Annotated in this window: 19 protein-coding genes and 1 pseudogene; 8 read left to right on the forward strand and 12 right to left on the reverse strand. The window is 62.5% G+C overall.

The annotated features are described in order from the left end of the window. Window positions 1-33: 33 nt before the first annotated feature. The 7 genes from RS897_RS30770 to RS897_RS30800 all read right to left on the reverse strand — a co-directional run bounded on the left by RS897_RS30770 (window position 34) and on the right by RS897_RS30800 (window position 10,856). The gene (locus tag RS897_RS30770) at window positions 34-1,119 is read right to left on the reverse strand and encodes a Gfo/Idh/MocA family protein (protein ID WP_315832458.1); all 1,086 of its coding nucleotides are present in this window, start codon (window positions 1,117-1,119) and stop codon (window positions 34-36) included. 253 nt (window positions 1,120-1,372) lie between these two features. Beyond that, window positions 1,373-2,455, reverse strand: coding sequence for a Bug family tripartite tricarboxylate transporter substrate binding protein (locus tag RS897_RS30775; RefSeq protein ID WP_315832459.1), 1,083 nt, complete (start codon window positions 2,453-2,455; stop codon window positions 1,373-1,375). A 154-nt stretch (window positions 2,456-2,609) separates the two neighbouring features. Beyond that, window positions 2,610-3,725: a metallophosphoesterase gene (locus tag RS897_RS30780; protein WP_315838798.1), complete on the reverse strand. Its 1,116-nt coding sequence runs from the start codon at window positions 3,723-3,725 to the stop codon at window positions 2,610-2,612. Between the two features lie 208 nt (window positions 3,726-3,933). Continuing rightward, window positions 3,934-5,100, reverse strand: a complete 1,167-nt coding sequence (locus RS897_RS30785) for a Wadjet anti-phage system protein JetD domain-containing protein (protein ID WP_315832460.1) — start codon at window positions 5,098-5,100, stop codon at window positions 3,934-3,936. Further along, on the reverse strand, window positions 5,097-8,720 hold the full coding sequence (locus RS897_RS30790; RefSeq protein ID WP_315832461.1) for an SbcC/MukB-like Walker B domain-containing protein: 3,624 nt from the start codon (window positions 8,718-8,720) through the stop codon (window positions 5,097-5,099). The genes RS897_RS30785 and RS897_RS30790 overlap by 4 nt, the downstream gene beginning before the upstream one ends. After that, the gene (locus RS897_RS30795; RefSeq protein ID WP_315832462.1) at window positions 8,717-9,421 is read right to left on the reverse strand and encodes a DUF4194 domain-containing protein; all 705 of its coding nucleotides are present in this window, start codon (window positions 9,419-9,421) and stop codon (window positions 8,717-8,719) included. The genes RS897_RS30790 and RS897_RS30795 overlap by 4 nt, the downstream gene beginning before the upstream one ends. A gap of 1 nt (window position 9,422) precedes the next feature. Next, a complete protein-coding gene (locus RS897_RS30800; protein WP_315832463.1) occupies window positions 9,423-10,856 on the reverse strand; it encodes a Wadjet anti-phage system protein JetA family protein in 1,434 nt (477 codons plus the stop codon). Window positions 10,857-11,303: 447 nt separating this feature from the next. Here RS897_RS30800 and RS897_RS30805 point away from each other — a divergent pair. Next, a pseudogene (locus RS897_RS30805) lies at window positions 11,304-12,061 on the forward strand (IS5 family transposase). 160 nt (window positions 12,062-12,221) lie between these two features. Here RS897_RS30805 and RS897_RS30810 read toward each other — a convergent pair. Next, window positions 12,222-15,977, reverse strand: coding sequence for a vitamin B12-dependent ribonucleotide reductase (locus RS897_RS30810; protein WP_315832464.1), 3,756 nt, complete (start codon window positions 15,975-15,977; stop codon window positions 12,222-12,224). 665 nt (window positions 15,978-16,642) lie between these two features. On the opposite strand from RS897_RS30810, the gene RS897_RS30815 reads away from it, so the two are divergent. Continuing rightward, the gene (locus RS897_RS30815) at window positions 16,643-17,566 is read left to right on the forward strand and encodes a DMT family transporter (RefSeq protein WP_407654352.1); all 924 of its coding nucleotides are present in this window, start codon (window positions 16,643-16,645) and stop codon (window positions 17,564-17,566) included. A 217-nt stretch (window positions 17,567-17,783) separates the two neighbouring features. Here RS897_RS30815 and RS897_RS30820 read toward each other — a convergent pair whose 3' ends face one another. Then, on the reverse strand, window positions 17,784-18,413 hold the full coding sequence (locus RS897_RS30820) for a BA14K family protein (RefSeq protein WP_315832466.1): 630 nt from the start codon (window positions 18,411-18,413) through the stop codon (window positions 17,784-17,786). A gap of 177 nt (window positions 18,414-18,590) precedes the next feature. Further along, entirely contained in the window at window positions 18,591-18,833 is a 243-nt protein-coding gene (locus RS897_RS30825; protein ID WP_315832467.1) for a hypothetical protein, read from the reverse strand. Window positions 18,834-18,868: 35 nt separating this feature from the next. Here RS897_RS30825 and RS897_RS30830 point away from each other — a divergent pair, with 35 nt between their 5' ends. The 3 genes from RS897_RS30830 to RS897_RS30840 all read left to right on the forward strand — a co-directional run bounded on the left by RS897_RS30830 (window position 18,869) and on the right by RS897_RS30840 (window position 20,740). Further along, window positions 18,869-19,279, forward strand: a complete 411-nt coding sequence (locus RS897_RS30830; RefSeq protein ID WP_315832468.1) for an NADH:ubiquinone oxidoreductase subunit NDUFA12 — start codon at window positions 18,869-18,871, stop codon at window positions 19,277-19,279. Window positions 19,280-19,411: 132 nt separating this feature from the next. Further along, window positions 19,412-20,311, forward strand: a complete 900-nt coding sequence (locus tag RS897_RS30835; RefSeq protein WP_315832469.1) for an AraC family transcriptional regulator — start codon at window positions 19,412-19,414, stop codon at window positions 20,309-20,311. 9 nt (window positions 20,312-20,320) lie between these two features. Continuing rightward, complete coding sequence (locus RS897_RS30840; RefSeq protein WP_315832470.1) at window positions 20,321-20,740, forward strand: hypothetical protein; 420 nt, start codon at window positions 20,321-20,323, stop codon at window positions 20,738-20,740. 8 nt (window positions 20,741-20,748) lie between these two features. On the opposite strand, the gene RS897_RS30845 is transcribed toward RS897_RS30840, so the two are convergent. After that, window positions 20,749-21,447, reverse strand: a complete 699-nt coding sequence (locus tag RS897_RS30845) for a DJ-1/PfpI family protein (protein ID WP_315832471.1) — start codon at window positions 21,445-21,447, stop codon at window positions 20,749-20,751. A gap of 109 nt (window positions 21,448-21,556) precedes the next feature. Between RS897_RS30845 and RS897_RS30850 the strand changes: the two genes are divergently transcribed. From RS897_RS30850 to RS897_RS30860, 3 genes are all read left to right on the forward strand, one after another. Beyond that, complete coding sequence (locus RS897_RS30850; RefSeq protein WP_315832472.1) at window positions 21,557-22,516, forward strand: GlxA family transcriptional regulator; 960 nt, start codon at window positions 21,557-21,559, stop codon at window positions 22,514-22,516. Between the two features lie 140 nt (window positions 22,517-22,656). After that, window positions 22,657-23,658 carry a DUF2155 domain-containing protein gene (locus RS897_RS30855; protein WP_315832473.1) on the forward strand — a complete coding sequence of 334 codons (1,002 nt, stop codon included), beginning with the start codon at window positions 22,657-22,659 and terminating at the stop codon, window positions 23,656-23,658. Window positions 23,659-23,817: 159 nt separating this feature from the next. Beyond that, a complete protein-coding gene (locus RS897_RS30860) occupies window positions 23,818-24,645 on the forward strand; it encodes an isocitrate lyase/PEP mutase family protein (protein ID WP_315832474.1) in 828 nt (275 codons plus the stop codon). Window position 24,646: 1 nt separating this feature from the next. Here RS897_RS30860 and aat read toward each other — a convergent pair whose 3' ends face one another. Further along, on the reverse strand, window positions 24,647-25,321 hold the full coding sequence (gene aat / locus RS897_RS30865; RefSeq protein ID WP_315832475.1) for a leucyl/phenylalanyl-tRNA--protein transferase: 675 nt from the start codon (window positions 25,319-25,321) through the stop codon (window positions 24,647-24,649). Window positions 25,322-25,349: the final 28 nt, after the last annotated feature.

A 25,349-nucleotide genomic window follows, 5' to 3' on the forward strand; every position in this document is an offset into this window, starting at 1 on the left:
TGTTTCAAGAAAAGCTATTTTCGAATTGAAGCTCTACACCGGCGTGCGGAATTTCTTGTAGAGGTCCTGGACCGCGGACAGCGACTGGTTGTCGAGCGGAAGGCTGATGGGCGCCCCGGATTCCGCCGAGAGGTCCGCGCCGAGATAGGTCTCCATCACCCGGCGCGCGCTTTCCGGCGACACCATCGGCGGCTGGTCCCGCAACACGCATTCAAGAAAGTGTATCGTTTCGGGCCCCATCTGCCCGGCATAGACGTGATCGACCCACTCGCCCGGCATCGTCGACATCGGATACTGCGTCCCGTCCTTCATCGTATTGAGCCAGTTGTCACGTTGCGTATCGTCGAGGAACAGCGAGCCTTCCGTTCCGGTGATCTCGATGGTCGTTGCGCAGTAGTTCGGGTAGCTCGGCGGCAGGTTCCAGCCCCCGCCGATCGAAACCAGCACGCCGTTGTCCATGGTCACTGTGCTCCACATGATGTCATAGGAGCCGTTGACCGCCTGCATGTAGCCGTAGGCGCCCTGCGAATAGACACGGACGGGTTTCGCGGGCTCGAGCAGCCAGAACACGAAATCGAGGTCGTGGGTCGATTCCATCGTCGCCGGCGACAGCCGGCCCCGGCTCGAGATCTTCTTGCCGAGACTGCGGGACAGATGCCGGCTCACCATCACCGACACCGGTTTGCCCAGCGTGCCGTCGGTGATCTTCTTCTTGGCGTAAGCGAGCTTCGGATTGAAGCGCTGCGAATAGCCGATGGTGAATTTGAGATTGGCGCGCCTGGCGATCTCGATCAGCTCATCGGCTTCGAACAGTTCGATCGCGATCGGCTTTTCCAGCAGCACGTGCTTGCCGGCGCGAAGGCAATCGCGCGCGATCGGATAGTGGTTGGATTCCGGCGTGGTCGAGATGTAGACCACCTTGATCCGGTCGTTCTCGATGATGTCACGGTAGTCGAGCGTCGCGGTGGCCGCGTCGGTCAGCGCCTTGACCTCCGCCAGGCGGTCGGGCCTGATGTCACAGATATGAAGCTTGTCGACGAGCGAGGAGCGCGACAGCGTTTCCGCCCGTATTCCCCCACACCATCCCGTTCCAATAACAGCGACTTCAACCTGTTGCACGCGTGTGTCTCCTGTTTTGCTCGTTGGAGCGGGATGAATTTGCGTTGAATCAGCTCCGTCATCCTGAGGTGGCCGTGCGCAGCGCGGCCCTCGAAGGGCGACGGCCAATGCTTAAGTAGAATCGGCCGTCCATCCTTCGAGGCTCGCCCAGCGGTGCAAGTGCACCGCAAGGCTCGCACCTCAGGATGACGGATTACGTTGAGCGAACCATATCTCCTCATGCATCTAGAGTTTGTTTTCGGTGGGCGCCGCGTCAATCGGCGCGCACGCCGCTGTCTGCGATCACCCCGGTCCACTTGGCGGTTTCGCCGTCGATATAGCTCTTGAAGTCCTCCGGCGATTTGCTGCTGACGGCGATCGCGCCGCCCTTGCGCATGCGCTCCTGAATCTGCGGATCGGCGAGCACCTTGACGATCGCGGCGTGCAGCTTGTCGACGATCGGCCGCGGCGTGCCTGTGGGCACCATCACGCCCTGCCAGGATGACGTCACGAGGTTTGTCCAGCCGAGCTCGTACATGGTCGGTACGCCGGGCAGGTCGGCCATTCGCTCCCGGGTGGTGACGGCGAGCGCCTTGACTTGCTTGTCCCTGACGAACTGCAGCGCGGACGACAGGGTCGTGAACATCAGGTCGACATGGCCGCCGAGAACATCCGTCACCGCCGGCCCGGCGCCGCCCTTATAGGGCACATGCACCATGTCGAGCCCCGCGTCCTTTTTGAACACCTCCATCTCCAGCCGATTGAGCGTGCTGCTGCCGGGCGAGGCAAAGGCAACCTTGCCCTGGTTCGCCTTCACATAGGCGATCAGCTCGCTGACGCTGTTGGCGGGGAAGTCGGGCCGGGTGATCAGGATGCTCGGCGTATCGGCGCAAATCGTGACGGGGCTCAGATCCTTGTCCGGCTTGAAACGCATGTTGGCGGCGTAGACGCCGGGATTGATCGACACGGTGCCGATATTGCCGAGAAAGGTGGTGTAACCGTCCGCCGCTGCGCGGGCCGCAACCTCGGTGCCGATGATGCCCGCAGCCCCCGGCCGATTGTCGACCACGAGCTGCTGGCCAAGGATCTCGCTCACGCCTTGCTGGATGATGCGGGCGACGAAATCGGAAGCGCCGCCTGGTGCGAACGGCACGATCATCATGACCGGCCGATTGGGATAGCTGCCGGCGTGGTTACTCGTGTCTTGGGCGGAGGCCGCTCCGCCGAACAAGAGCAGTGCGCAGGCGAGCGCCGCTGTGAGTCCGGTCCGAATTCGGCGTCGCCGGCACAAACCCGGCATGGCAGCGGCACCGTTCGCAAAGTCGATCGTTATCGACAGCGTGTCACCGTTCGCCACGTCGCCCCCCTGACCGAATTTTTATGTCTTGTTCGTCATTCTCGGCGGTCCGATCAACGATGGTAATGATTCAGCTGGACTAGAAAAATGATTATTTCTACTCGCTTGCATTAGATTTATTGATACCTGGCCAGAGCTGGCACCGTAACCGTGATTACGCCCGGCGCAGCGTGATCCGCGTCAGTTCCGAGGGCCGTCCGAGCCTGAGCGCAAAACCGGGCCAAAGCCCGGTGCCGTTGTTCACGTACAGCGTCATGCCATCGACGTCGTAGCGGCCCGAGACGTAGCCGGCGTTGGCGCGCGCGGCCAGCCGGTCAAGCCCGACCACCATTCCGCCGTGGGTGTGTCCCGACAGCTGCAGTGCGACGCCTTTCGCAGCGGCGCGCCGCGCCTCCCGCGGCTGGTGATCGAGCAGGATGACGGTTACGTCCTTCGGTGCACCCTTGAGCGCAATGGCGAGATCCGGGGCGGGATGGCCGCTATGGACCGCCGACAGGTCGGTGACGCCGGCGATCACCAGTTGGCCGCCCTCGCGGTCGAGAACCACGTGATCGTTCTCCAGGACGCGCATCCCGATGGCGGCGTAGTGCGCCATCCACGCGCGATAGCCGAAAAAGTATTCGTGGTTGCCGGGGATGACGATGACGCCATCCGCCGCGCGCAGGCCCCGCAACGGCTCGACGTCCGCGCGCCGCATCGTCAGGCTGCCGTCGATCAGGTCTCCCGTCACCACGATCAGATCGGCGCCAAGGGCATTGGCCCGCGCGACCACGGCGCGCGTCCACGCCGCGGGGAAGAGGCGGCTGATGTGAAGATCGGTCAGGTGCAGCAGCTTGTAGCCGTCGAATGGCGGCGCGAGCCCCGGGATGCCGATCTCGATATCCCTGAGCGGCGGCACCCGGATCGCCTGATGGACGCCGATCGCGGCCACTGCGGCGGCCACGGTGCCGATGGCATAACGGACATCGTCAGGCACAAACACGCCGCCGCCATGGACCGCCATCGCGAAGAGCGTTCCAAAGTCGAGCAGCAGTTGCAGCCCAGCGAGAAGGAAGATCGCAGCAAATGCCCAGTTGAACAGGATGACGACCGGGCGAGGGAATTCGGGTGCGAACACCGAACCCGAGGAGAGTCGGCTCCAGAAATGGTACTGCGAGGCCACGAGAAGCAGCACGGTCACCACGCACTTGACCGAAAGCGGCAACTGCAAAGGCCAGACGAACCGGGTGACGACCAGGAGGCAGGGCAGGCTCATTATGACGCGGAAAATCGGTCTTCTCCCGGGGATCGGTCGCGGAGCTAAGTGCTTAGGAGGAACCGGACACGTTCGCAATGATCATGGGGCGGCTTCGCCCGGGCTACGTTTTTTTGAATGGAAAAAGTGCGGAGTCCGCCCAACTAATTAACAAAGGAAACCCACGCTGTTCCAGTATGGTTTTCGCTTCCTCAAATCTGCGCGCGTAGCCTTTGATAACCGTTCACTCCTGATCAATGAATCGACCGTGTTTCACCAATGCGGGGATCACGATATTGTCGGCATAGCCGCAGCCTGTCGATAAGATCGGCTTCTGGCCGCCTTTCTTGGCCTCCTCCGGAGCGTGACCTTCCCCGGCATCGAGGCGAACTAACATAGGTGCGTAACCTGGCTCCCATGCTCGCGCGGAAGGGAAGATGGTTCGCAAGCTCGAAAGGATTGCCATGCCGGTATGATCGAGATCGCCCCAGAAGGCCGCGCAGACATCGATGTTACTGTGGAATGCGGCATCGAAGGCCCGTATCTCACTTGCATTCGAGACAGTGTCCAGAGAATAGAACGTCCTGCATCCGGATGGTTTTCGCATCCGTCCGGCCGTTCCCATGAAGCCGCTAGAGTAGATCAGAGCAGCGCCCGCGTATGGCGAGAATCGTCCATGCAGGAGCGCCTCTCTGGCGTCGCGGATGGCCCGCTCGAATGATGTCTTGTTCTCGACAAAGAGAATCCAGGAAAAAGGCCCCACAAAATAGACGTTTAGGTGGATCGGTTGCGCCGGGTAAGGGCACTCCGCCAATCCAAGCAGAGCAGCTACTAGGTCGGACCGGTTGTCGAGAACCTTCGATAGTCCCCAGAACGTCCGGCTAGATACCTCACGCAGATATAGGGTTTCCCGGTGATCATAAAGGGCGCGGATTGAGATCAAACGACTGAAGACCTCGGTGGCGGATCGTCCAGGGATGGAGACCGGAACATCCAAGATAGCCGCCTTGATGTCGCTATCGAGGTCGCTCGAACGGACCAGGCAGCGCCATTCCTCTGAATATTTCAGGCCTGGCCGCGGGCGGTCGTAGAAAGCGCGAAGGCGATTCTCGTTGGCCAGGGCGGTCGAGATTTCGAATGCCGGCTGGCGGTTTTCGCGCGAGCCGTGGCGAGCCGCCCGGCGATAGGCGAGGGTTCCAATGCCAGCGTCGACGAGCACTTCAAGCACGTGCCATGCAATCTCGCGGTCGGCGTTGGTCTCTGCCTTGAATATCTCTGGCGCCGTATTCTGGTCGATTGGGATTCTGATCGCGTTCGTTCGGCCCTCCGGAAGTAATCTATCCAGCCGATCGAGCGCGTTCCCGAGAATGCGCTTCGCGAGCGGATCGCTGAGGGCGGTCTCGGGAGTCATTCTGCCGCTACGCCTACGTCTGTCTTGAATGGATTCGCGAGTTCGAACTTCGCCTTCACATCCCGGACCGTGTTACGACGGTGCTCTTCGTAGATTTCTGAGATCCGCTGTTGTTCAAGATCGACCTCGTCGATCCAAGTCTGCGATCCAGCCGTCGGCGCCTTTGAGAAGCTGATGCGCCGATTGAATACGTCCATCAGGGCTGCCATCGACTTGGTCGGCGCGGCGCAAACGAGCTGGAAACCCATTTCCTTGGTCAAGAAATCGATGACGCGTCGGGTCCTGCTCTCGTCCATGTTCTTGAAGACCTCGTCCAGGAACAACGTGCGGAAATGCGAGATCTTCTGTTTCGAGAACAGTTTGAAACTCGCCGCGAAAACGGCGGCGCGGATGATGTAAAACGGCGTCTCGGCCTCTCCACCGGATCCCGTTCCCCACGTCGACAAGCCGCGCGGATCTCCGCCTTTCGAGGACTTCTCGAAATCGTATTTTTTGTAGTTCCGGTAGTCCGCGATCCGGTTGAGCTCCCGCATCGAATGTTCGATGTCATTCGACAAGAGAAGCAATCGGAGGGCTTCGAGCGTCGCCTTCTCCGCGGGGGCTAAGTCTGCCGCCGAGAATAGATCGGCCGGTCCGGCTTCGGTGCGTTCCCGCACGGCCCGGAATAGATCGAGATACTGACTGTACTCTTCGCGCAATGACTGCGTCATGAGGATCTTGTCGCCGGAGAAGCTGATGTCCTCCAGGCTTTTGTTGACGACGTCGATAGTTCGGTCCGGCCCCGTCACCCTCTGCAGGATGCGCAGACAGAAGTTTGAAGTGAACGATCTGGTGAATTGCTGTTCCGCCAGCACCAGCTTTTCGCGCTGCTCGACTAGGCCGGTATCCCGCTGGCGCCTTATTTGGTCGGCCACCTGCTCGAACTGGGACCGAAGCCACTCCGTCATGAGCTCGGGGGATGGCGAGGGGGAGGGATACTGAAGAGTGTGGGCTGCGATCTTCTGGTATTCGAGCGCTTCGCGATTGTAGTCGCGAAGCGTGTTTTCGGCGGCGTTCTTGGCGTCCTGCGCCCACGACCGCCGCTCGATGTTGCGGTCGTGGAACGACTTCACCGGCCGTCCCGATTCGATCTCCTGCCGGTACTGAGTTTCGTAGGGCATCAGTCTGATCGGCGGAACGCAGGAAAGCGCGTTCCTCCAGTTTTTTTCGGCGCGTTCGGCGTCGGGAGTTAGCTTGCTGATCTGAAGGTTTTCGTCGGTCGCTTTTTCATCGGCGATCCGGATATCACGGTTGAGTTCGCCGACTTTGGGAAGCAGATCATTCTTGCGCTCAGTGAACTCGGAGATCTTCCTTTTGGCTTCAGCAGCCTGCTGCTCTAGATCCGCAATGCTGGATACGTCGAGGCTTTCAAGTTCTTGAGTCGCAGCGTTGAGTTCCTTCCCTGCCGACTGGAATGACCCAACGTCCAAGTCCTGCAGTTCGGCTTGCTTCGCTCGGCCCATCAGGGTGATGGCATTCCTGACGTTCTGTTCGCTGGTCGCCTTGCTTGTGATTTCCTTGCTGATCTGCTCGATCGCAAGGGTGAGAATTTCGGCCTGACGGCGACGAACTTCGATGCCGAACACCAGCCCCTCGTCGGGCTCCGATCTGTTCCGGTAGTTGTATCCCGCCACCGAGACACCGTCCTGCAGCAATCCGCTGCGGACGTCCTTCAACGCGTCCTCGGTCGCGACACAGACGCTCCGGCCGTAACGCGCGGTCAGGTAACCGAGCGCGACCCGGTCATCGCTCCTGAGCTTGCCGACTAACGAGTCCGGTACGGCCGTGCCCGCATCCCTGAGGGCCCGGCCTATCTGAGCCACCGAGGGGCGGGCGCCGCTGGCGTCGCGGTAGGAACGCAGCAGCGCGATGACCCGAGTCTCATACTCCGGTTCGTAGAGGATGGCGAATCTGTCGCCGCCGATGAAGCCTTCCACCGCGTTTTGCCATGAAGGATCTTTCATCTCGACCACGTCGCAGAGTATGCGTGGCTTCGCCTCGGGCAGGACCCGTGCTAGGTGCGCGACAAACTCCGATACGCCGCGCGGATAGTTCGTCCGGCCGGACGCCAGCGCCTGACGCTTGGTCTCGCTGTCGCTGCGTTTCATTCTCAGCAAGTCCAGGTGTTGGCGCAACTTGTCGTGGGCGAAGAGGAACGTTTCGGCGACGGAGTCGACTTCAATGGTCCAGCCTGAACCGACGGCAGCGTCGATCGCGACGATAGCCTCCTGGAGGCTGGCAGCGGCACCGCCGTCGAGTCCATCCCTTACAGCGCGGAAGTGTGCTTCGATTTTAGGCAGGTCAATCCCGTCGATCTTCTCTCCGACCGCGGAAAGCCGTATCGCAGCGTCGCGCAGGTCGTCGATGCCTGAGCAGGCGGATATTGATTGCCGGATCACGTTCCGGGCGGCGCTCAGCGTGAGGGTGGCGCTCCGCAGCTTCTGTTCGAAGCTTCGGATCGTGTCGCTGCTCCGCGCGATCCGATCCTGGATGCCTAGTCGGATGCGATGAACGTCACTGTCGTTGATGCGTGACTTCAGCCTATCCCAGGCGTCGTTGTGGAATACCGTCTGGACGTCGCAGTCGACGATTTCTTTGTTGATCTCGCCAAGAGCGGCGGTGGCCCTCTCTTTCGCCTCGAGAGCTTCGTTGCGGCGGTTAACAGCATCCTGCAGCAGCCTAGCGGCTTCGAGTGCCGCAAACATCCACTCCTCGATGAAATGTTTCGCGCCCTCGGTGAGAAATCCGTTAGCCTCCTCCAGCAGCCGAACGTTGTTCTCCATCCGCTCGGCTTGTTGTCGCAGGTTCGAGACGTCGGTAATCGTGGTCTTAAGGGTTTCGATCATCCTGGCGTTGTCGTCGGGCTCCAGGATATCTTCTCGGATAAGCGCATCGATGTCGTCGGGCTGCCGATAGGCGATCGAGTTGACGAAGGCGCGCATGCAGCCTTCCGCCTCGCGCCGGTCTACCGGCGAGGATTGTCCCTTGAGGGTCGCGTAAAGACGACAGACGTATTCGGTCTTCGTGCTGTAGTCGCGCACGGAATCCCTGCCGAACTTCTTGCGAAGCGCGACAAGAAGCTCGTTGACTGGAATGACCTCCTCGGCACCGTCGACGATCCTGATCAGGTCGGCCGCGCCGACCTTGGCGCCAAAGGCGATGATCCGGACGTCTTCCAGCGATTTGAAGACGGGCTGGTTCGCCAGCTTTTCGAGTCGCGCTTCCGTGCCCACGATGGCGGTGAACGGCTGGCCTGCTCCGTCGTCCCTCTCGTCCGGCTCGAAATAGAGGCCGGCATAGCCGTGGGCGCCGTGCTGGCGGTGCGGCTCGGCGCTGTCGTCGGCGCCAAGGACGTAGGACGCGATCGTTCGCTTCGTCTTTTTGCTCGACGAAGTCTCGCTCTGGGCCGAGTTATATTTGGCGAACCGCAACTCGTTTCCCGTCATCACACTGATCACAGCATCGATGAACGAGGACTTTCCAGCGCCCGTTTCACCGCCGAGCAATACAATCTCGGCAAGTTGCACGTCGCCGATCGGGAGCTGGCCCCAGTTGACGGTCGTCACCTCCTTCATGATCATACGGCGGCATCCATTTCTATATCGTCGATGCCGGCCGAGGGCCCGGTCACGTCGTCTGAATTGTGGCTAGACTGCTGGATCGAGGCGACTGCCGCAGCTACTGCGCTGTCGTAGACCAGCGAGGCGATCTCCGGCCGGATGCTGATGACGGCATCTTCATCCTTGAGCTCATCGATATTGAATTCGGCGACGCCGTGCTTCTTCAGTTTCATGAAGATCGCCTTGCGATGCGAGTCCGCTGCTGGCAGATCGACCTTGAAGTTGACCTTCATTGCTGTGACGAACTCCGTCACCCTGACGGCGACCCGGCCGCCGGGACCTATCCTGCGTTCTACGATGAGTTCGTCGTAGAGCAGCTTCAGGGTCAGCAGTGCCGCCGTAAAGTCCTTATGAACGGCTCCCTTCAGTTCGCGCCGGATTTCGATCTCTTCACCGATATCCGGCAGGCCGATGTCGCGCGCGCCGAATGGCTGGAGGCGAAAATGCGAAGTGCTAGGATCGTGAAACAACGATGCGCCGTAGATGAACGCGAGCACATCCTGGATCTCGTCCTGGCACCTTTGAGCGACCATGTAGAGAGCACGGTGCCGTACGCCGTCATCGCGCGAAAGGAAGCCGCGGCTGATGAGGAGCGCATTGATCGCCTGGAACTCCTCCAGCTTGACGTTCTTGGTCTTCAGCCGGTCCTGGATCGACTTCATTTCAAGCCCTCTGCGAGATCTTATGGTCGACGGTGCGAAATGCGCCATTAGAACGGCATTCGTCCCCCACCGAGACCGTCAGGCCGATCTCCGGACCGAGGCTCCGGACGATCTCGACGGCGGACATTGCTGCAAGCAGTTGGCGGGCATCGCCGACAGGCAGTTGCGTCACTGAGGTCGATCCGCCATTGGCCAGCACGGCGGCGTGGACGCGGCTGACCACCTCCTTGGCTGGCACTGCAAAGGCTGCGGTCATGGCGTTGCGGATGTCCGCCGCTAGCATTTCCTCCCGCGAGCGCTGCTTGCGGACGATCACGGTCGGTGTCCGTGCCCGGTCGGCGCGGTCTGCTATCTTGAGGTCGGCTGGATCGATCAGATCTGCGCGTAACGGGAATAGGTGGTGGAGCATCTCGCGGCAAATTTCGTCGCGCTCCTCGTCACCGGCCGCCGCGAACAAGCCGGCGAATCTGATCAGCGGATCGTCATTGCCGACGGCGCTCAGCTTGATCAGTCTGCCGATCAGGATCGCGTAGTTGGTCGAAAATTCGCCCACGACCCGATGGAGCTCTTCGTGTTTGATGTCCCGGGTCGACTCGACAACCCTGCGGATCCTCGCCAGCATCCAGGTGTGCAGCCGCTCGCCGTTGGCTTCCTCCTCTAGCGCCGGGTGCTCGTCCATCATCTTTCTGTCTGCCGCTTCCAGCACCGCGGGATTCATCGCCGCTATGCTTTCGGTTAGATCGACGATGTCAGAGGCGTGATTGTATATGTTATCGCTGTCGAAGTAGCGCGAGGCACGCTTGTCGAAATCGTTCACGCCAAGCATGTATCCGACGAGGGCCTCCTTCGAGGTCGAGAAGGAGTGCCCCATGATGCGGCGCTGGTGCTCGGTAAAGAGGTCGGAAACCTGGCAGACGTCGTCGAAGATGGTCGAGGCGTACTCGTAAGCGTCGACCAGATATTCGTGGTTGCCTTCTTCGGAGAAGGCCTTTAGCGCCCCCTTGCAAGCGCGCACGCTGCGTTGGCGCGCAACTGATGTCTTGCGCCTGGTATCCGCGAACATCTTGGCGATCCGCTTGCCCTCCGGCGTGAAGCGCCAGAGTACCTTGAGGTAGGCGGAGTCGTTGTATTCCTCGATTACGCCAAAGCGCTTCAGGCGCTTACGCACCTTGTCGGCGTAGTCGCGATCGTCACCGGCGCAATCGAGCTCCTCGTCGCCTTCTTCGCCGGAAAAGATCAAAGACCGGTTCTTATCCAGCGCGTCCACTATGATTTCTGTCAGCGCGAGCCGGTCCAGTACGATCTCATAATCGGCATTCACCCCAAGCGTGCGTTCGTAGATTTCTGTAACCACCTCGAAAAACACGGCGCGATGCCTGCCGGTAAACGGCCGGAATATGTCAACGCGTGCCTTAGATAGGAAGTGATCTTGCATGGAAACTCTTAGTAGCCACAGCGAAAATACACAACGCGAAGGTGCAATCCTATGCTTCAAGCTCGGCTGAGACTAGACCGAACCCAGCTATCCATTGGGACGAAGAAATGCTGAGTTCAAAATGAGAGACAGCATCGGAAGGGCCGATCGGTAGAAGGCTGGCGGGCCTCATCGCCCTCCACGCGTAAGGCGCGCCGTTCGGCCGACCGCACCGGTTAGCTGCCGCTACGGCTGGGAATCTCAAGCCAGCTCATGCGCGCATCACAATAGAACAAAATAAGAACACTGTCAAACAAGCCGCCATTATTGGACGGGGAATTTCGGAAGCGAACCTTCTTCACAGCACGCAAGTTGCGATCCACACACTAGGGCCCGTCCTCAATTAGAGGATTCCCCGGCAGATTATCGCGTGATTCATAGGCAGTCAGCTGATTCGGGAGCTGACAGATGCGCCGCTACGCCCTTCGGGACGATCAATGGGACAGGATCGAGGAGTTTTTACCCGGCCGCAAAGGGCACGTTGGGGTCACCGCCAAGGACAATCGGCTGTTTGTCGAGGCGGTGCTGTACCGTTATCGCGCCGGGATTCCCTGGCGGGATTTGCCGGAGCGCTTTGGCGATCCGATCAAGGTTCACACGAGGTTTTCACGCTGGGCCAAGAGCGGTGTGTGGAAGAAGTTGTTTGAGATGCTGGCGAGCGATGCCGACAATGAGTACGCGATGATCGACAGCACAATCGTGCGGGCGCATCAGCACAGTGCCGGGGCGCAAAAAAAGCGGGCGAAGACGAGGCGCTCGGGCGCAGCAAAGGCGGGTTAAGCACCAAGATTCATGCGCTCGTCGATGCGCTGGGCAATCCGCTAGGGTTCAAACTTACGCCCGGCCAGGCCCATGATTTGCAAGGCGCCGATGCTCTGCTGCCGGACATGGCGGCCAATACCTTGCTGGCAGACAAGGCCTACGATGCCGACCAGCGGGTGATCGAACCGTTACTCGCCCGGGCAAAATCGGTCGTGATCCCGCCAAGAGGCCACCGCCAAATCCAGCGCGACTTCGATAAAGACGCCTACAAGGCGCGCCATCTCATCGAGAACTTCTTCTGCAAACTCAAGCAGTATCGCGCCATCGCAACCCGCTACGATAAAACTGCGAGAAATTTCCTTGCCGCAATCCACCTCGCCGCTGCTATCATTTGGCTCAATTGAGGACAGGCCCTAGTCCAACTGCCCGAATGGCCAGCCTGATCATCAACGGCAAAAGCGGGACTCAGATGTACGGCATTAAAAACAAGAAGCCCGCCATTTGGCGGGCTTCTTCAGTTTTCGGGCTTCTTCAGTTTTACTGACCGAGCGCTAGATCATCCGCTCACGAGCACCCGGTCGTGCTGCCGCACGTATCGCACTTCATGCACGTGCCGTTCCGCACCAGCGTGAAGTTGCCGCACTCGCCGCACATCTCGCCCTCATAGCCCTTGGCCTTGGCTTCCGCCCGGCGTTCGGCCTTTGACGGAGCAAGCTGCGCCGCCGTGCCGGCCTTGCTCCAAGCTTGCGCTTCCAGCCGTTCGGTCGGCGACAAATCGGCCTCGACCTCGGCCTTCAGCGCGGTGGCGCCTTCGAACTGGGAGGAGACGTCGCTGCCATGACGCGCGGTGGCACCGGCAGAGGCGATCGAGGTGACATTGCCGGAGGCGCGGGTTTCGGGTTCATGCGCGCCGCCCTGCATCACCACCAGTTTGTCGGTGCGCGAGCGGGTCAGGCCCTTCGACAGGTACTTGTTGGCGGGCGCGGGTTCCGGCGACTTGCCTTCTTCCACACCCTTGCCGAGTGCATCGAAGTTCGACTCGGTCGGATCGACATGGGCGAGGTCGAACCGCGACATGTAGCTGACAGCGAGTTCGCGGAACACATAGTCGAGAATCGAGGTCGCATACTTGATGGAGTCGTTGCCCTGCACTGGCCCTGCGGGTTCGAAGCGGGTGAAGGTGAAGGCGTCGACATACTCCTCCAGCGGCACGCCGTATTGCAGGCCCAGCGACACCGCGATGGCGAAGTTGTTGATGAAGGAGCGCAGCGCCGCGCCTTCCTTGTGCATGTCGATGAAGATCTCGCCGATGCGGCCGTCGTCGTATTCGCCGGTGCGCAGGTAGACCTTGTGGCCGCCGACCACCGCCTTCTGGGTGTAACCCTTGCGGCGATCCGGCATCTTCTCGCGCTCGCGCATCACCACGATGCGCTCGACCAGCTTCTCGACGATCTTTTCCGACACCTGGACGGCACGGGCGGCCATCGGCTTTTCCATCAGAGACTCGATGGCATCCTCTTCCTCGTCGTCGTCGGAGATGAGCTGCGAGTTCAGCGGCTGCGACAGCTTGGAGCCGTCGCGATAGAGCGCGTTGGCCTTCAGCGCCAGTTTCCACGACAACAGGTAAGCGGACTTGCAGTCATCCACCGTGGCGTCGTTCGGCATGTTGATGGTCTTGGAGATCGCACCCGAGATAAAGGGCTGCGAGGCCGCCATCATGCGGATGTGGCTTTCCACCGACAGATAACGCTTGCCGATCTTGCCGCAGGGATTGGCGCAGTCGAACACCGCATAGTGCTCGGCCTTCAGATGCGGCGCACCTTCCACGGTCATGGCGCCGCAGACATGGATGTTGGCGGCCTCGATCTCGCGCTTGGTGAAACCGATCGAGGCCAGCAGGTCGAAGGTCGGGGCGGCGAGGGCCTCGGCGCTGACGCCGAGTGTCTCGCGGATGAAGTCTTCACCCAGCGTCCACTTGTTGAAGGCGAACTTGATGTCGAACGCCGTCGGCAACGCCTTCTCGATCTTGGCGATCGCCTCGTCGGTGAAGCCCTTGGCCTTCAGCGTCGAATGATTGACGCCGGGCGATTGCGCCAGCGAGCCGTGGCCGACCGCATAGACCTCGATCTCGGCGATCTCGCTTTCACGATACCCCAGCCGGCGCAAGGCCGCGGGCACCGCCTGGTTGATGATCTTCCAGTAGCCGCCGCCGGCGAGCTTCTTGAACTTCACCAGCGCGAAATCAGGCTCGATGCCGGTGGTGTCGCAATCCATGACGAGGCCGATGGTGCCGGTCGGCGCCACCACCGTGGTCTGGGCGTTGCGGAAGCCGTGGGTTTCGCCTGATGACAGCGCCAGATCCCAGGCCGCGATGACGTGGGTGACGAGGTCGGGCTGCGGGCAGCTGGCGTGGTCGAGCGGCACCGGATTGACGGCGAGCGCTTCGTAACCAGCCGCATTGCCATGGGCGGCGCGGCGGTGATTGCGGATCACCCGCAGCATATGGCTGGCGTTCTTCTTGTAGGACGGGAAGGTGCCGAGCTCCTTGGCCATCTCCGCCGAGGTCGCATACGCCACACCGGTCATGATCGCAGTCAGGGCGCCGCACAGCGCGCGGCCTTCCTTGGAGTCGTAAGGCAGGCCCATGTTCATCAAAAGGCCGCCGATGTTGGCGTAGCCGAGGCCCAGGGTGCGGAATTCAAACGAGAGTTCAGCAATCGCCTTGGACGGGAACTGGGCCATCATCACCGAGATTTCGAGCACGACGGTCCACAGACGGCACAGGTGCTCATAGGCCTCGACATCGAAACGGCGGGTCTCGACATCGTAGAAGGTGATCAGGTTGGCGGAGGCCAGATTGCAGGCGGTGTCGTCGAGGAACATGTATTCGGAGCAGGGGTTGCTCGCGCGGATGTCGCCGGACGACTTGCAGGTGTGCCAGTCGTTCATGGTGGTGTTGAAGTGAAGGCCGGGATCGGCGCTGGCCCAGGCGGCATAGCCGATCTTTTCCCAGAGGTCGCGTGCTCTGAGGGTCTTCACCACCTTCTTGTTGGTGCGGCCGATCAGGTTCCAGTCGCTGTCGGTCTCGACCGCGCGCAGGAAGTCGTCCTTCAGCGAGACCGAGTTGTTCGAGTTCTGGCCGGATACCGTGAGATAGGCTTCCGAATCCCAGTCGGTGTCATAGGTGTCGAACTGGATGTCGGTGTAACCCTGCCTGGCGAACTGGATGACACGCTTGATGACGTTGTCGTTCACCAGGGCACGGCGTGCCAGCTTGATCTCACGGCGCAGCGCCGGGTTCTTTTCGGCATCGAAGCAATCGTCGCCGGATCCCTCGCAATTGACACAGGCCTTCAGGATCGCCTTGAGGTGCTTCTGGTTGATCTTGGAGCCGGTGACCAGCGCCGCGACCTTCTGCTCCTCTTTCACCTTCCATTCGATGTAGGTCTCGATATCCGGATGGTCGGCGTCGACGACAACCATCTTGGCCGCGCGGCGCGTGGTGCCGCCGGACTTGATCGCGCCCGCCGCGCGGTCGCCGATCTTGAGGAAGCTCATCAGGCCGGACGAGCGGCCGCCACCCGACAGCTTCTCGCCTTCGCCGCGCAGTCGCGAGAAGTTCGAGCCGGTGCCGGAGCCATATTTGAACAGGCGCGCTTCACGCACCCACAGGTCCATGATGCCGCCCTCGTTGACGAGGTCGTCATCGACGCCCTGGATGAAGCAGGCATGCGGTTGCGGATGCTCGTAGGCCGATTTCGACTTGGTCAGCTTGCCGGTCTTCCAGTCCACATAGAAGTGGCCCTGGCCCGGGCCATCGATGCCATAGGCCCAGTGCAAGCCGGTGTTGAACCACTGCGGCGAGTTCGGCGCGACCATCTGCTTGGCCAGCATGAAGCGCAGCTCGTCATAGAACGCGCGGGCGTCGTCCTCGGAGGAATAATAGCCGCCCTTCCAGCCCCAGTAGGTCCAGCAGCCGGCGAGGCGATCGAACACCTGCTTGGAGGAGAGCTCGCTGCCGAAGCGCTCGGCCTCGGGGAGGTTGGCCATTGCGTCAGTGTCGGGCACCGAGCGCCACAGCCACGACGGCACGGTCTCTTCCTCGACCTTCTTGAGAACCTTGGCGACGCCGGCCTTGCGGAAATACTTCTGGGCGAGAACGTCTGAGGCGACCTGGGACCAGACCTGCGGCACCTCGACATTCTCGAGCCGGAACACCACCGACCCGTCGGGATTGCGAATCTCGCTGGTCGTCAACCGGAATTGAATGTCCGCGTAGGGGGACTGGCCGTCCTTGGTGTAGCGCCGATCGATCCGCATTTTATTCTCGCCCCGTCTTGTGCCGGCGGTCTGCTCGTTGGCGACCCCCGGCAGATTTCCATTCGCGTGCGTTGCCGCCCGCAGTTCCAGCCGGTAGTCCCGGCTCTATTCAACGCCCCAACTGTCAACGCGTGAAGCCGCGTTTCGCTCGTTTGTGGGGCTCAAAACCCCATTATTTCGCGTGCCGGGGCCCGGTTCCGCCAGGGATAGGCAAGCCGTTCGTCCGTTGCCTTTTCGGCCTCGGAGCGGCGTGCAGGACCCTGTCAGGAGGTGCCCGGCGGGACACAAAACCATTCGCGCCGAACAGTTCGAAAACTAGGACAACTGCGTGACGCCCGTCAAGGAATAGTACGGGTTCCTGAATCAAATACTAAATATGGGGGAATGTGGGGAAAACCAGGGGGCCGAGCCGCGTCCTGATGTCTGCAAGTATCGGTGAGTCCTCAGGGATTCGAAAGCCAAAATAATTTATTCGAGGGGCCTTTCCCAGGACTGCTCCCGCTGTTCACAGGGCGGGTTCCAGATGAATAAATTGCTTGCATACCCAAAGACTCGGCCATGCGGGCAGAACCGCATGGCCGTCCCGGCGGCAGCCCCGGTGGCGGGGTGCCGCTTTTGCGGTCATTCTGGCCGCGAATCTCCAGCTCCAGTGCTCAATCCCCATCATGACAGCCCTGAATGACGGCCGCGCGACGTCGCGGAACGCGACGAATGCCGCCGGCTCACGGGGCAGGGGCGGACTCGTGTTCCTGCTCATCACCTCGGTCGGCTGGGGCCTGAACTGGCCGGTGATGAAGCACCTGCTCACCGAGTGGCCGCCGCTGTCCGCGCGCGGGCTGTCGGGCGTGGTGGGCGGAGCCCTGCTGCTGATCATCGCCATGGTGGGCGGACAGAGCCTGCGGGTGCCACGCGACCAATGGGGCCGGCTGCTGCTGTCGTCGCTGCTCAATATCAGTTCGTGGATGACGCTGATGGGGCTGGCGCTGCTGTGGCTGCCCGCCAGCGAAGGCGCCGTGATCGCCTACACCATGCCGGTGTGGGCTTCGGTGCTGGCCTGGCCGATTCTCGGCGAGCGGCTGACGCTGCTGCGGGTGATCTCGCTGCTGCTGGCGTTCGGCGGACCGCTGGCGCTGATGGGCGGCAACGGTGTCGCTGCCAGCATGGAAAAGCTGCCGGGTATCATCCTTGCGATGGCCGGCGCATTCCTGTTCGCGCTCGGCACGGTGGTCGCCAAGCGGCTGCCGGTCAGACTGCCGGCGATTACGTCCGCGGCCTGGCAGATCACGGTGGGATGTCTGCCGCTGGTCGCCGCGGGGCTGCTGCTCGAGGATCCGCAGATCAGCGCGCTGTCGGCGGTGGGCTGGGCGTCGCTGGTCTATATGACCCTGATCGTGTTCTGTCTCAGCTATGTGACCTGGTTCGCGGCACTGGCGCGGCTGCCCGCATCAGTCGCCGCGATCGGGACGCTGCTCGTTCCGGTGATCGGCGTCGTCGCTTCGGCGGTCTTTCTCCACGAGCCGCTCGGCGCCGGCCAGATCACCGCGCTGGTCATGACGGTGGCCGGCGTGGTGCTGGCGACGCGGTCTTGATGCGCCCGCGCAACGTAATCCGTCATCCTGAGGTGGCCATGCAAAGCATGGCCCTCGAAGGACGACGGCCCGTACGCAAGCTCCTTGGCCGTCGTCCTTCGAGGCGCGCAAGAGCGCGCACCTCAGGATGACGGAGTCGATTCAACGTAAACTCATATGGCCAACGAAAAAGGGCAGCTCTAACGAGCCGCCCCCTCACGCGAGACAGTAAATTGCCTTACGGGCAGGAATGTCTCAGGCCGTCATAGCCGAGATAGGTCCCAGACGCCGTGTCGTAGGAGCGATAGGTCTGCTGGCAATAGGCAACGGTGTCGCCGTCGGCCGGAGCTTCGCTGTAGGTGACCTCGGGGGCGACCGGGGCGTCGTAAGCGTAACTGTCGCCGTAGTAGCCGTCGTCGTAATAACCGTAGCCACCGTAGTACGACCCATAGGCTGCGCCGGCCGCCAGGCCTGCTGCGAGGCCAATGCCGGGGCCGATCCAGCGGTGGCCGTTCCAATGACGTCCGCCTCCATTCCAGTGACCGCCGCCATTCCAGTTACGGCCCGCGACAGCGGGACTGGTGGCTGCAAAGCTGCGACCGGCGAAACCGGCGCCGCCGCCCGGGCGCGCGGCGAAGCTGGGACGGGCCGCGAAACCTGCGCCACCGCCGCGGAAGCCACCGCCGCCGCCGCCGTGGAAAGCCATACCGCCACCGCGGAAGCCACCGCCGCCGCCATGAGCGACTGCGCCGCCACCACGACCGCCGCCGCCGCGGCCACCGAATCCCTGCGCGTCAGCGGATGACGACATCAGCACGGGCGTGATCGCGAGAAGCGCGGCTGCACCGGCAATTTTGAGATTGATCATCGTTGTCTACTCCAGAGGTCTGATCGGGCAACGTCCGCTGGAACGAAGAGTTCCGCGTTTCGCGCCAGCTGTCTGACCTGCGTGCAGAGCATCGCAGAGCGCGGCTGTATCGCTGCTGAATGGATTGCGTTGAAATCGTGTTGAGTGGCTGCACGATCGTGGCGCTTCGCCATGATCTCAAGTCGCGCCATTCGACATTTCGTCGGCCGCGATCGTAAGCACGATCAACCTCTCGCGAGGTGCCGATGTTCGAACTTTAGTAAAACTGCATTTTATCAATTGGATGGCGTCTTTTTCGGTGAAGATGGATGAGATTGTTCGGTTGGTTCGCATGCGCGCGATGGGGATCGGCGGGAAGGCTGCTTCCCGCGGTGCATCAAGCGACTGCCGGCGCTGGACAATCCTGCTGTCGGGTGTCATCACAGGCGATCGGTCAACGCCCCGGATTCCTGACGATGAAGCAGTTTTTCCTGAAGCTTTTCACCTGGTGGAGCAGCCAGACCTTCGGCACCCAGCTGTGGACCTGGCGCTTCGGCGAGCTGGTCGGCGAGGATGAGGGCGGCAACCGATATTACCGGACCACTGGCGGCAAGATCGACCCCTCGCTCGGATTCGAGCGGCGCTGGGTGGTCTATAACGGCTACGCCGAAGCCACGCGTATTCCGGCCGGGTGGCATAGCTGGATGCACCACACCGTGGATACGCCGCCGACGGAGGAGGCCTACAAGCCGCGCGAGTGGGAAAAGCCGCACCGTCCGAACATGACCGGCACGCCGCAGGCCTATCGGCCGTCCGGCTCGACGCTTGCGGCCGGCAAGCGGCCGAAGGCAACCGGCGACTACCAGGCCTGGACGCCCGGCCAGTAAGAGGGGCTTGTAGAGAGAGGGATTGGGCGCCAGCCGGGCTCCCGGACCTCTTGTCGCGGCACCTGAACTCCGCAAGATTTGTCAAAACCGTCTATGCTCTACCTGCCTCGCACCAATCACGAGGTTATAGGCATGAGCATCGCGTCTGCACACATCACCGCAAGTCTTGTCAAAGCAAGCCGCGACGAGCGGGTCGACTATAACGACCGTCTCAATCGCGTGACGGCGTATATCTACGATCATCTCGACGACGACATCGACCTGAACCGGCTGGCAGAGGTCGCCTGCCTGTCGCCGTATCACTGGCATCGCGTCTATCACGCCATGCACGGGGAGACGATCGCCACCACGGTGCGGCGGCTGTGGCTGCATCGCGCGGCGGGCTATCTCGCCTACAGCGCGATGCCGATGGACGAGATCGCGGCGAAGTCCGGCTATTCCAGCGTTGCGGCCTTCACGCGGGCCTTCCACACCGACTACGGACTGCCGCCGGCGCAATACCGCAAGGAGGGCGCGCATGCGGTGTTCCGGGCCTCGCAGAGCGATGCCGACGTCAGCTCCTACGAGATCACAATCAGGCAGGTGGCGCCCATGACGGCTGTCGCCATCGATCACACCGGCTCGTACATGCAGGTCGGCAGGGCGTTCGACCCGCTGTTCGGCTGGTGCGCCATGAAGGGCCTGCTCAGTGCCGAGGCGCGCGCCTTTGGAATCTTCTACGACGATCCGATGGCGGTGCCGGAAGCCGAATTGCGGTCGCGCGCCTGTGTGGTCGTGAAGACGGCGGTCACCGTCGAAGCGCCGGTGTTGCAGGCGGAGATTCCCGGCGGCCGATGCGCGGTGCTGCGTCATCGCGGTCCCTATGCGACCATGCGGGCGGCCTATCAGTGGCTGTATGGCACGTGGCTGACTCAGTCAGGCGAAGAGCCCGCGGACGCGCCGGTGTTCGAGGAATACCTCAATAATCCTCGCGACACCGCGCCGAGCGATCTGTTGACCGATATCTATCTGCCGCTGGTGGCGCGTTCATAGGGGGCAGCGATGGGAAAATCACCGGCAAGATCCTGGACCGAAAAATTCGAGAGCTCGAAGCCGCACGAAGTGAAGCCGGTTCCGATCAACATCGCCGGCATGAAGAAGGGCGAGATCATGCTGGTGCCGTCGCCGCGGATCGTCGCCGATTTCATTGCGCGAATTCCGGCCGGCGAGAGCATGGACGTGAGAACCCTGCGCGAACGGCTGGCGCGCCGATACAAGGCCGAGGTGACTTGTCCGATCACCACCGGCTTTCATCTGCGCACGGTGGCGGAGGCCGCGCTCGAAGCCAGGAGCAGGGGTGCAGCGCTCACGGAGATCACGCCGTTCTGGCGCGTGCTGGACGAGCACGCGCCGACCACGGAGAAACTTTCCTGCGGCACAGCCTTCGTAAAAAAGCTGCGCCGGCGGGAAGGCCTGCGTTAGCCAGCGATCTAGGATGCGGCCTGCCTCAGGTGTTCAGCTGCAGTCTCGATCGCGATGCGGCGCCGTTCCCGCGACGGCGCGAGCAGCGGTTCAAGGCGCGCCAGCACCTCGGGCGGTGCAATGTCGGGCGAGCCGGCGTTGAATGGCGGTGCCGGATTGTATTCGAGGCCAAGCTGGATCATTTCGGCTGTGGTTTGGCCGGCAAGCTCGGCGGCAAGCGTCAGCGCGAAATCGATGCCGGCGGTGACACCGCCACCGGTGAAGCGGTTACGGTCGACGCAGACCCGCGTCTTCTCAGGCGTTGCACCAAACGCCGCAAGATGCTGCATCGCCGACCAGTGGGTGGTGGCGCGATAGCCGTCGAGCAGACCGGCTGCCCCCAACACCAGTGATCCGGTGCACACCGACGTGACATAACGCGCGCCGGCGGCCTGCTTGCGCAGGAAGTCCAGCGTCTCGGCATCGTTGACCATGTCGTCGGTGCCGCTGCCGCCGGGCACGCAGATCACATCGAGCTGCGGGCAGTCCGCGTAGGTGATGGTCGGAAGCAGCGCCAGCACGGCGTCGCTCGGCACCGGTTCGATCCGCTTCCAGATCAGATGGACTTTCGCGCCGGGCACCCGTGAAAACACCTGGAGCGGACCGGTGAGATCGAGTTGCGTCAGCTTCGGAAACACGAGCAGGCCGATATGGATGGTGTCCGGCATGGAATTCTCCGCGGGGGATGTGTTGACAGCGGCCATTCGAGCATGGTTGGCTCTTGTCACAAATGGCATAATTCCCTCGTTTCTAGACATTGTTCCAACGGGTATCTCCATGGCCGGCACGATCGGAGTTCTGATTTTCCCGGACTTCCAGCTGCTCGACGCCGCCGGGCCGATTTCGGCGTTCGAAATCGCCGGGCGGTTGTCGGGCCGGCGTGCCACGATCCGCACGCTTGCCCTGGAGGCCGGTCCGGTTCGCAGTTCGTCCGGCGTGGAGATGCTTGCCCGCAGCATCAAGGGATGTGGTCCGCTCGATACCCTGATCGTGGTGGGCGGCGAGGGGACGCGCGCGCCGACATTGTCGGAGCCGATCATCGCTTTTGTGACCGCCGCTGCACGCCGGGTCCGGCGGATCGCCAGCGTCTGTTCGGGCGCCTATGTGCTGGCGCAGGCGGGCCTGCTCGACGGCCGCCGCGCCACCACCCATTGGGGACGCAGCAGCCACTTCCTGGCGACCTATCCCAAGGTGCGGCTGGAGCCCGATCGCATCTACGTCAAGGACGGCAATGTCTGGACCTCGGCGGGTATCAGCGCCGGCATCGATCTCGCGCTGGCCATGATCGCCGAGGACGACGGCGACGAGATCGCCAAGGACACCGCGCGCCAGCTCGTGGTCTATCACCGCCGCGCCGGCGGGCAGTCGCAGTTCTCCACGCTGCTGGAATTGAAGGAGCCGACGGGGCGCTTCAAGCCGCTGCTGGCGTGGGCGCGGGAACATCTGGAGCAGCCGCTGACGGTCGAACGGATGGCGGAGCAGGCTCACATGAGCTCGCGGCACTTCACCCGCGCGTTCATTGCCGAGACTGGCATGACGCCGTCGAAGGCCGTGGAGAAGCTGCGGGTCGAGGTTGCGAAGACGCGGGTGGAGTGCATCAGCGAGCCGATCGAGGAGATCGCCAGGCAGACCGGATTTCGCGATCCGGAACGCATGCGGCGCGCTTTTGTCCGCGCCTTTGGGCAGCCGCCGCAGTCCCTGCGCCGGGCTGCGCGGTCGGGGCAGCCGTCTGCGTAAAGCGCGTGGGATCACGCCCCTAACCTTATGCTGCAAGCGGCTTTTCCGCCCTTTCCCCGCCGTATTCAGCGTGTTAACCCGATGACAGCGAGTGGCGATAGACTGTGCCGTAACCCGATTCGCCGATTGAAACGCGCGAGATGCTCCGAACCGTAACCTTGGTTGCCCTTGCGACGCTGGCCGTCGCCCCGGTGATGTCGCTTGCGCCGACCGCGCACGCGCAGATCGGCAACATTTTCTCGAACGCGCCGCCGCGTCCGCCAGGCAATGTTCCGGCCCCTCAAGACCAGGATGAGGAAGAGGTTCCGGATTTGCCGGCACAGGGGCGTATTTTGCCAATCCCCAGCCGTCCGCAGCCGGGCGTGGGCGTGCCGCCTCCCGGATCGGTGCAGTCCCAGCCATTGCCGCCTCCGCCGGGCACGACCGTTGTTCCGCAGAACCAGCCGGGTGTTGCGACCGCGCCGCCGGCCGGGCCGGGTGGTGTCGCCAACGCGCCGGCGCAGCCGAATCCGTTGCCGGGCCTGCCGCCCGGTCAGCGTCAGCCGCGCGGAACACCGCAAACCGGCACCCCGCCAACAGGGGCACCGCCAACGCCCGCCACCCTGCAGCCGGGCGACGAAATCGTCACCGAACCGCCGGCGCAGAAGATCGTCAACAAGAAGGCGGTGTTCTCCGGGCTCGACAAGATCACCGGCCGTATCATCAATTTCGATGTCGATATCGGCGAGACCGTGCAGTTCGGCGCGCTGCGGGTGAAGCCCGACGCCTGCTACACACGGCCGGCGACGGAAGCGACCAACACCGATGCCTTTGTCGAGGTCGAGGAAATCACCTTGCAGGGCGAGGTGAAGAAGATTTTTTCTGGCTGGATGTTCGCGGCCAGTCCGGGACTGCACGGCGTCGAGCATCCGATCTATGACATCTGGCTGACCGACTGCAAGGCGCCGGACCAGACGGTTGCGACCCAGGTCGATACGCCTCCGCCGCCAAAGCCCGCGCCGCCACCGGCGCAAAAGCGCCAGACCGCTCGGCAGCCCGCACCACAGCCTGCGCCGCCTCCGCAGGGATATATCCCGCCGGCGCAGCCGCGGCCGCAGCCTCAGCAGCAGCCATCCGGCTTCTTCCCGCCGTTCCGCCAATAAGGCAGCGTGACCGGTCGCGGCCGCGCACACCAGGGTTTCCAGCAAACCGGATTGCGGTTCATCGCAAGAAAATCCAAGCTTCGCACAGCGTCACGTCGCAAAATCGACGTTCGCGAGGGCGCATGATGCGCCGTCTCCGTTTAACGTAAAGGCTGTGCCATGACCGTTTCCGTTGCGCAGAAGCGCGCCGACTTTCGCAAGCTGCATGAGAGTGGCTGTTTCGTACTGCCCAATCCCTGGGATCTCGGCAGCGCGCGCCTCCTGGAGTCGCTGGGCTTCAAGGCGCTGGCGTCGACCAGCGCCGGATTTGCCTGGTCGACGGCACGGCCGGACTACGGCCTGAGCTGCGACGATGTGGTGAACCACCTGCATGTGCTGTGCGCCGGCTCCGATCTGCCCGTCAACGCCGACTATGAAAACGGTTTTGCCGACGATCCGCAGGGCGTCGCCGCCAATGTGCGCAGGGCGGTCGACGCCGGTGTCGCCGGCCTCTCGATCGAAAACCGCTCATCCGACAAGGCCAAGCCGCTTTATGACAACGTGCTCGCGGTCGAGCGCATCAAGGCGGCGCGTGCGGCCATCGATTCCGATCGCAGCGGCGCCGTGCTGGTGGCGCGATGCGAAGGGTTTCTGGTGGGAGAGGCCGACCTTGATGCCACCATCGCCCGCCTGGTTGCGTTTGCGCAGGCCGGCGCCGATTGCCTCTATGCGCCTGGACTGCGGACCAAGGAGCAGATCGCGACGGTGGTCAAAGCCGTGGCGCCGAAGCCGGTCAATGTGCTGGTCGGAGGTGCTCCCGGTTTCAGCGTGGCCGAACTCGCCGAACTCGGCGTGCGTCGTGTCAGCGTCGGTGGCGCGCTGGCGCGCACCGCGTGGGGCGGCTTCATGCGTGCGGCGAAGGAGATCGCGGAGCACGGGACGTTCTCGGAATTCAGCAATGGCTATCCGGGTGGCGATCTGCAGAAGGTGTTCGCGCAGCGAGGCTGACTCAAGCCTCAGTGAGAACGGCCAGCGCCTCACGGCCTGACACCGGGCGATCGAGCGGCAGACTGGTAAAGTCGCCGATGCCATCCAGCGCGTCGTCGAGCAGCGTACGATACCGCGTGCGCGACACCTCGACGGCGCCCAGACTGCGCAGATGCTCGGTGACGAACTGGGTGTCGAGCAGCACGAAGCCGCCGGCCACCAGCCGCGCGACGAGGTGCACCAGCCCAACTTTGGAGGCATCGCGTGCGCGGTGAAACATGCTTTCGCCGAAAAACGCCCGTCCCAGGCTGATGCCATAAAGTCCGCCGGCCAGATCGTCGCCGTCCCAGACCTCGACGCTGTGGCAGTGGCCGATCTCGTGCAGCGCCGTGTAAAGCTCGCGGATGCGCCGGTTGATCCAGGTGTCCTCGCGCCCGGCCTGGGGCGCCGCACAGCCGTCGATGACCTGTCGAAACGCAGTATCCACGGTGACACGGAAATGGTCGCTGCGGACGGTGCGGGCGAGGCGGGACGAGATGTGCAGGCCGCGCAGCGGAATGAGGCCGCGGTGCTCGGGCTCGACCCAGAAGATGGTCGGGTCGTCGGCGCTCTCGGCCATCGGAAAGATGCCGCAGGCATAGGCCCGCAACAGCACTTCCGGCGTGATTTCGGACGAGGTGGAGTCGCGCGACGTCATAGCCTTTTATAGCAGGACGGGGCGATCG

Origin of the sequence: Bradyrhizobium prioriisuperbiae (assembly GCF_032397745.1) — a bacterium.
In the GTDB taxonomy this organism is placed as follows: domain Bacteria; phylum Pseudomonadota; class Alphaproteobacteria; order Rhizobiales; family Xanthobacteraceae; genus Bradyrhizobium_A; species Bradyrhizobium_A prioriisuperbiae.

Coding starts and splice junctions, on each gene's coding strand:
- RS897_RS30785 (WP_315832460.1), bottom strand. CDS start 5,100: ATGACTCCCGAGACCGCCCTCAGCGATCCGCTCGCGAAGCGCATTCTC.
- RS897_RS30790 (WP_315832461.1), bottom strand. CDS start 8,720: ATGATCATGAAGGAGGTGACGACCGTCAACTGGGGCCAGCTCCCGATC.
- RS897_RS30795 (WP_315832462.1), bottom strand. CDS start 9,421: ATGAAGTCGATCCAGGACCGGCTGAAGACCAAGAACGTCAAGCTGGAG.
- RS897_RS30800 (WP_315832463.1), bottom strand. CDS start 10,856: ATGCAAGATCACTTCCTATCTAAGGCACGCGTTGACATATTCCGGCCG.
- RS897_RS30810 (WP_315832464.1), bottom strand. CDS start 15,977: ATGCGGATCGATCGGCGCTACACCAAGGACGGCCAGTCCCCCTACGCG.
- RS897_RS30815 (WP_407654352.1), top strand. CDS start 16,643: ATGACAGCCCTGAATGACGGCCGCGCGACGTCGCGGAACGCGACGAAT.
- RS897_RS30820 (WP_315832466.1), bottom strand. CDS start 18,413: ATGATCAATCTCAAAATTGCCGGTGCAGCCGCGCTTCTCGCGATCACG.
- RS897_RS30825 (WP_315832467.1), bottom strand. CDS start 18,833: ATGACACCCGACAGCAGGATTGTCCAGCGCCGGCAGTCGCTTGATGCA.
- RS897_RS30830 (WP_315832468.1), top strand. CDS start 18,869: ATGAAGCAGTTTTTCCTGAAGCTTTTCACCTGGTGGAGCAGCCAGACC.
- RS897_RS30835 (WP_315832469.1), top strand. CDS start 19,412: ATGAGCATCGCGTCTGCACACATCACCGCAAGTCTTGTCAAAGCAAGC.
- RS897_RS30840 (WP_315832470.1), top strand. CDS start 20,321: ATGGGAAAATCACCGGCAAGATCCTGGACCGAAAAATTCGAGAGCTCG.
- RS897_RS30845 (WP_315832471.1), bottom strand. CDS start 21,447: ATGCCGGACACCATCCATATCGGCCTGCTCGTGTTTCCGAAGCTGACG.
- RS897_RS30850 (WP_315832472.1), top strand. CDS start 21,557: ATGGCCGGCACGATCGGAGTTCTGATTTTCCCGGACTTCCAGCTGCTC.
- RS897_RS30855 (WP_315832473.1), top strand. CDS start 22,657: ATGCTCCGAACCGTAACCTTGGTTGCCCTTGCGACGCTGGCCGTCGCC.
- RS897_RS30860 (WP_315832474.1), top strand. CDS start 23,818: ATGACCGTTTCCGTTGCGCAGAAGCGCGCCGACTTTCGCAAGCTGCAT.
- aat (WP_315832475.1), bottom strand. CDS start 25,321: ATGACGTCGCGCGACTCCACCTCGTCCGAAATCACGCCGGAAGTGCTG.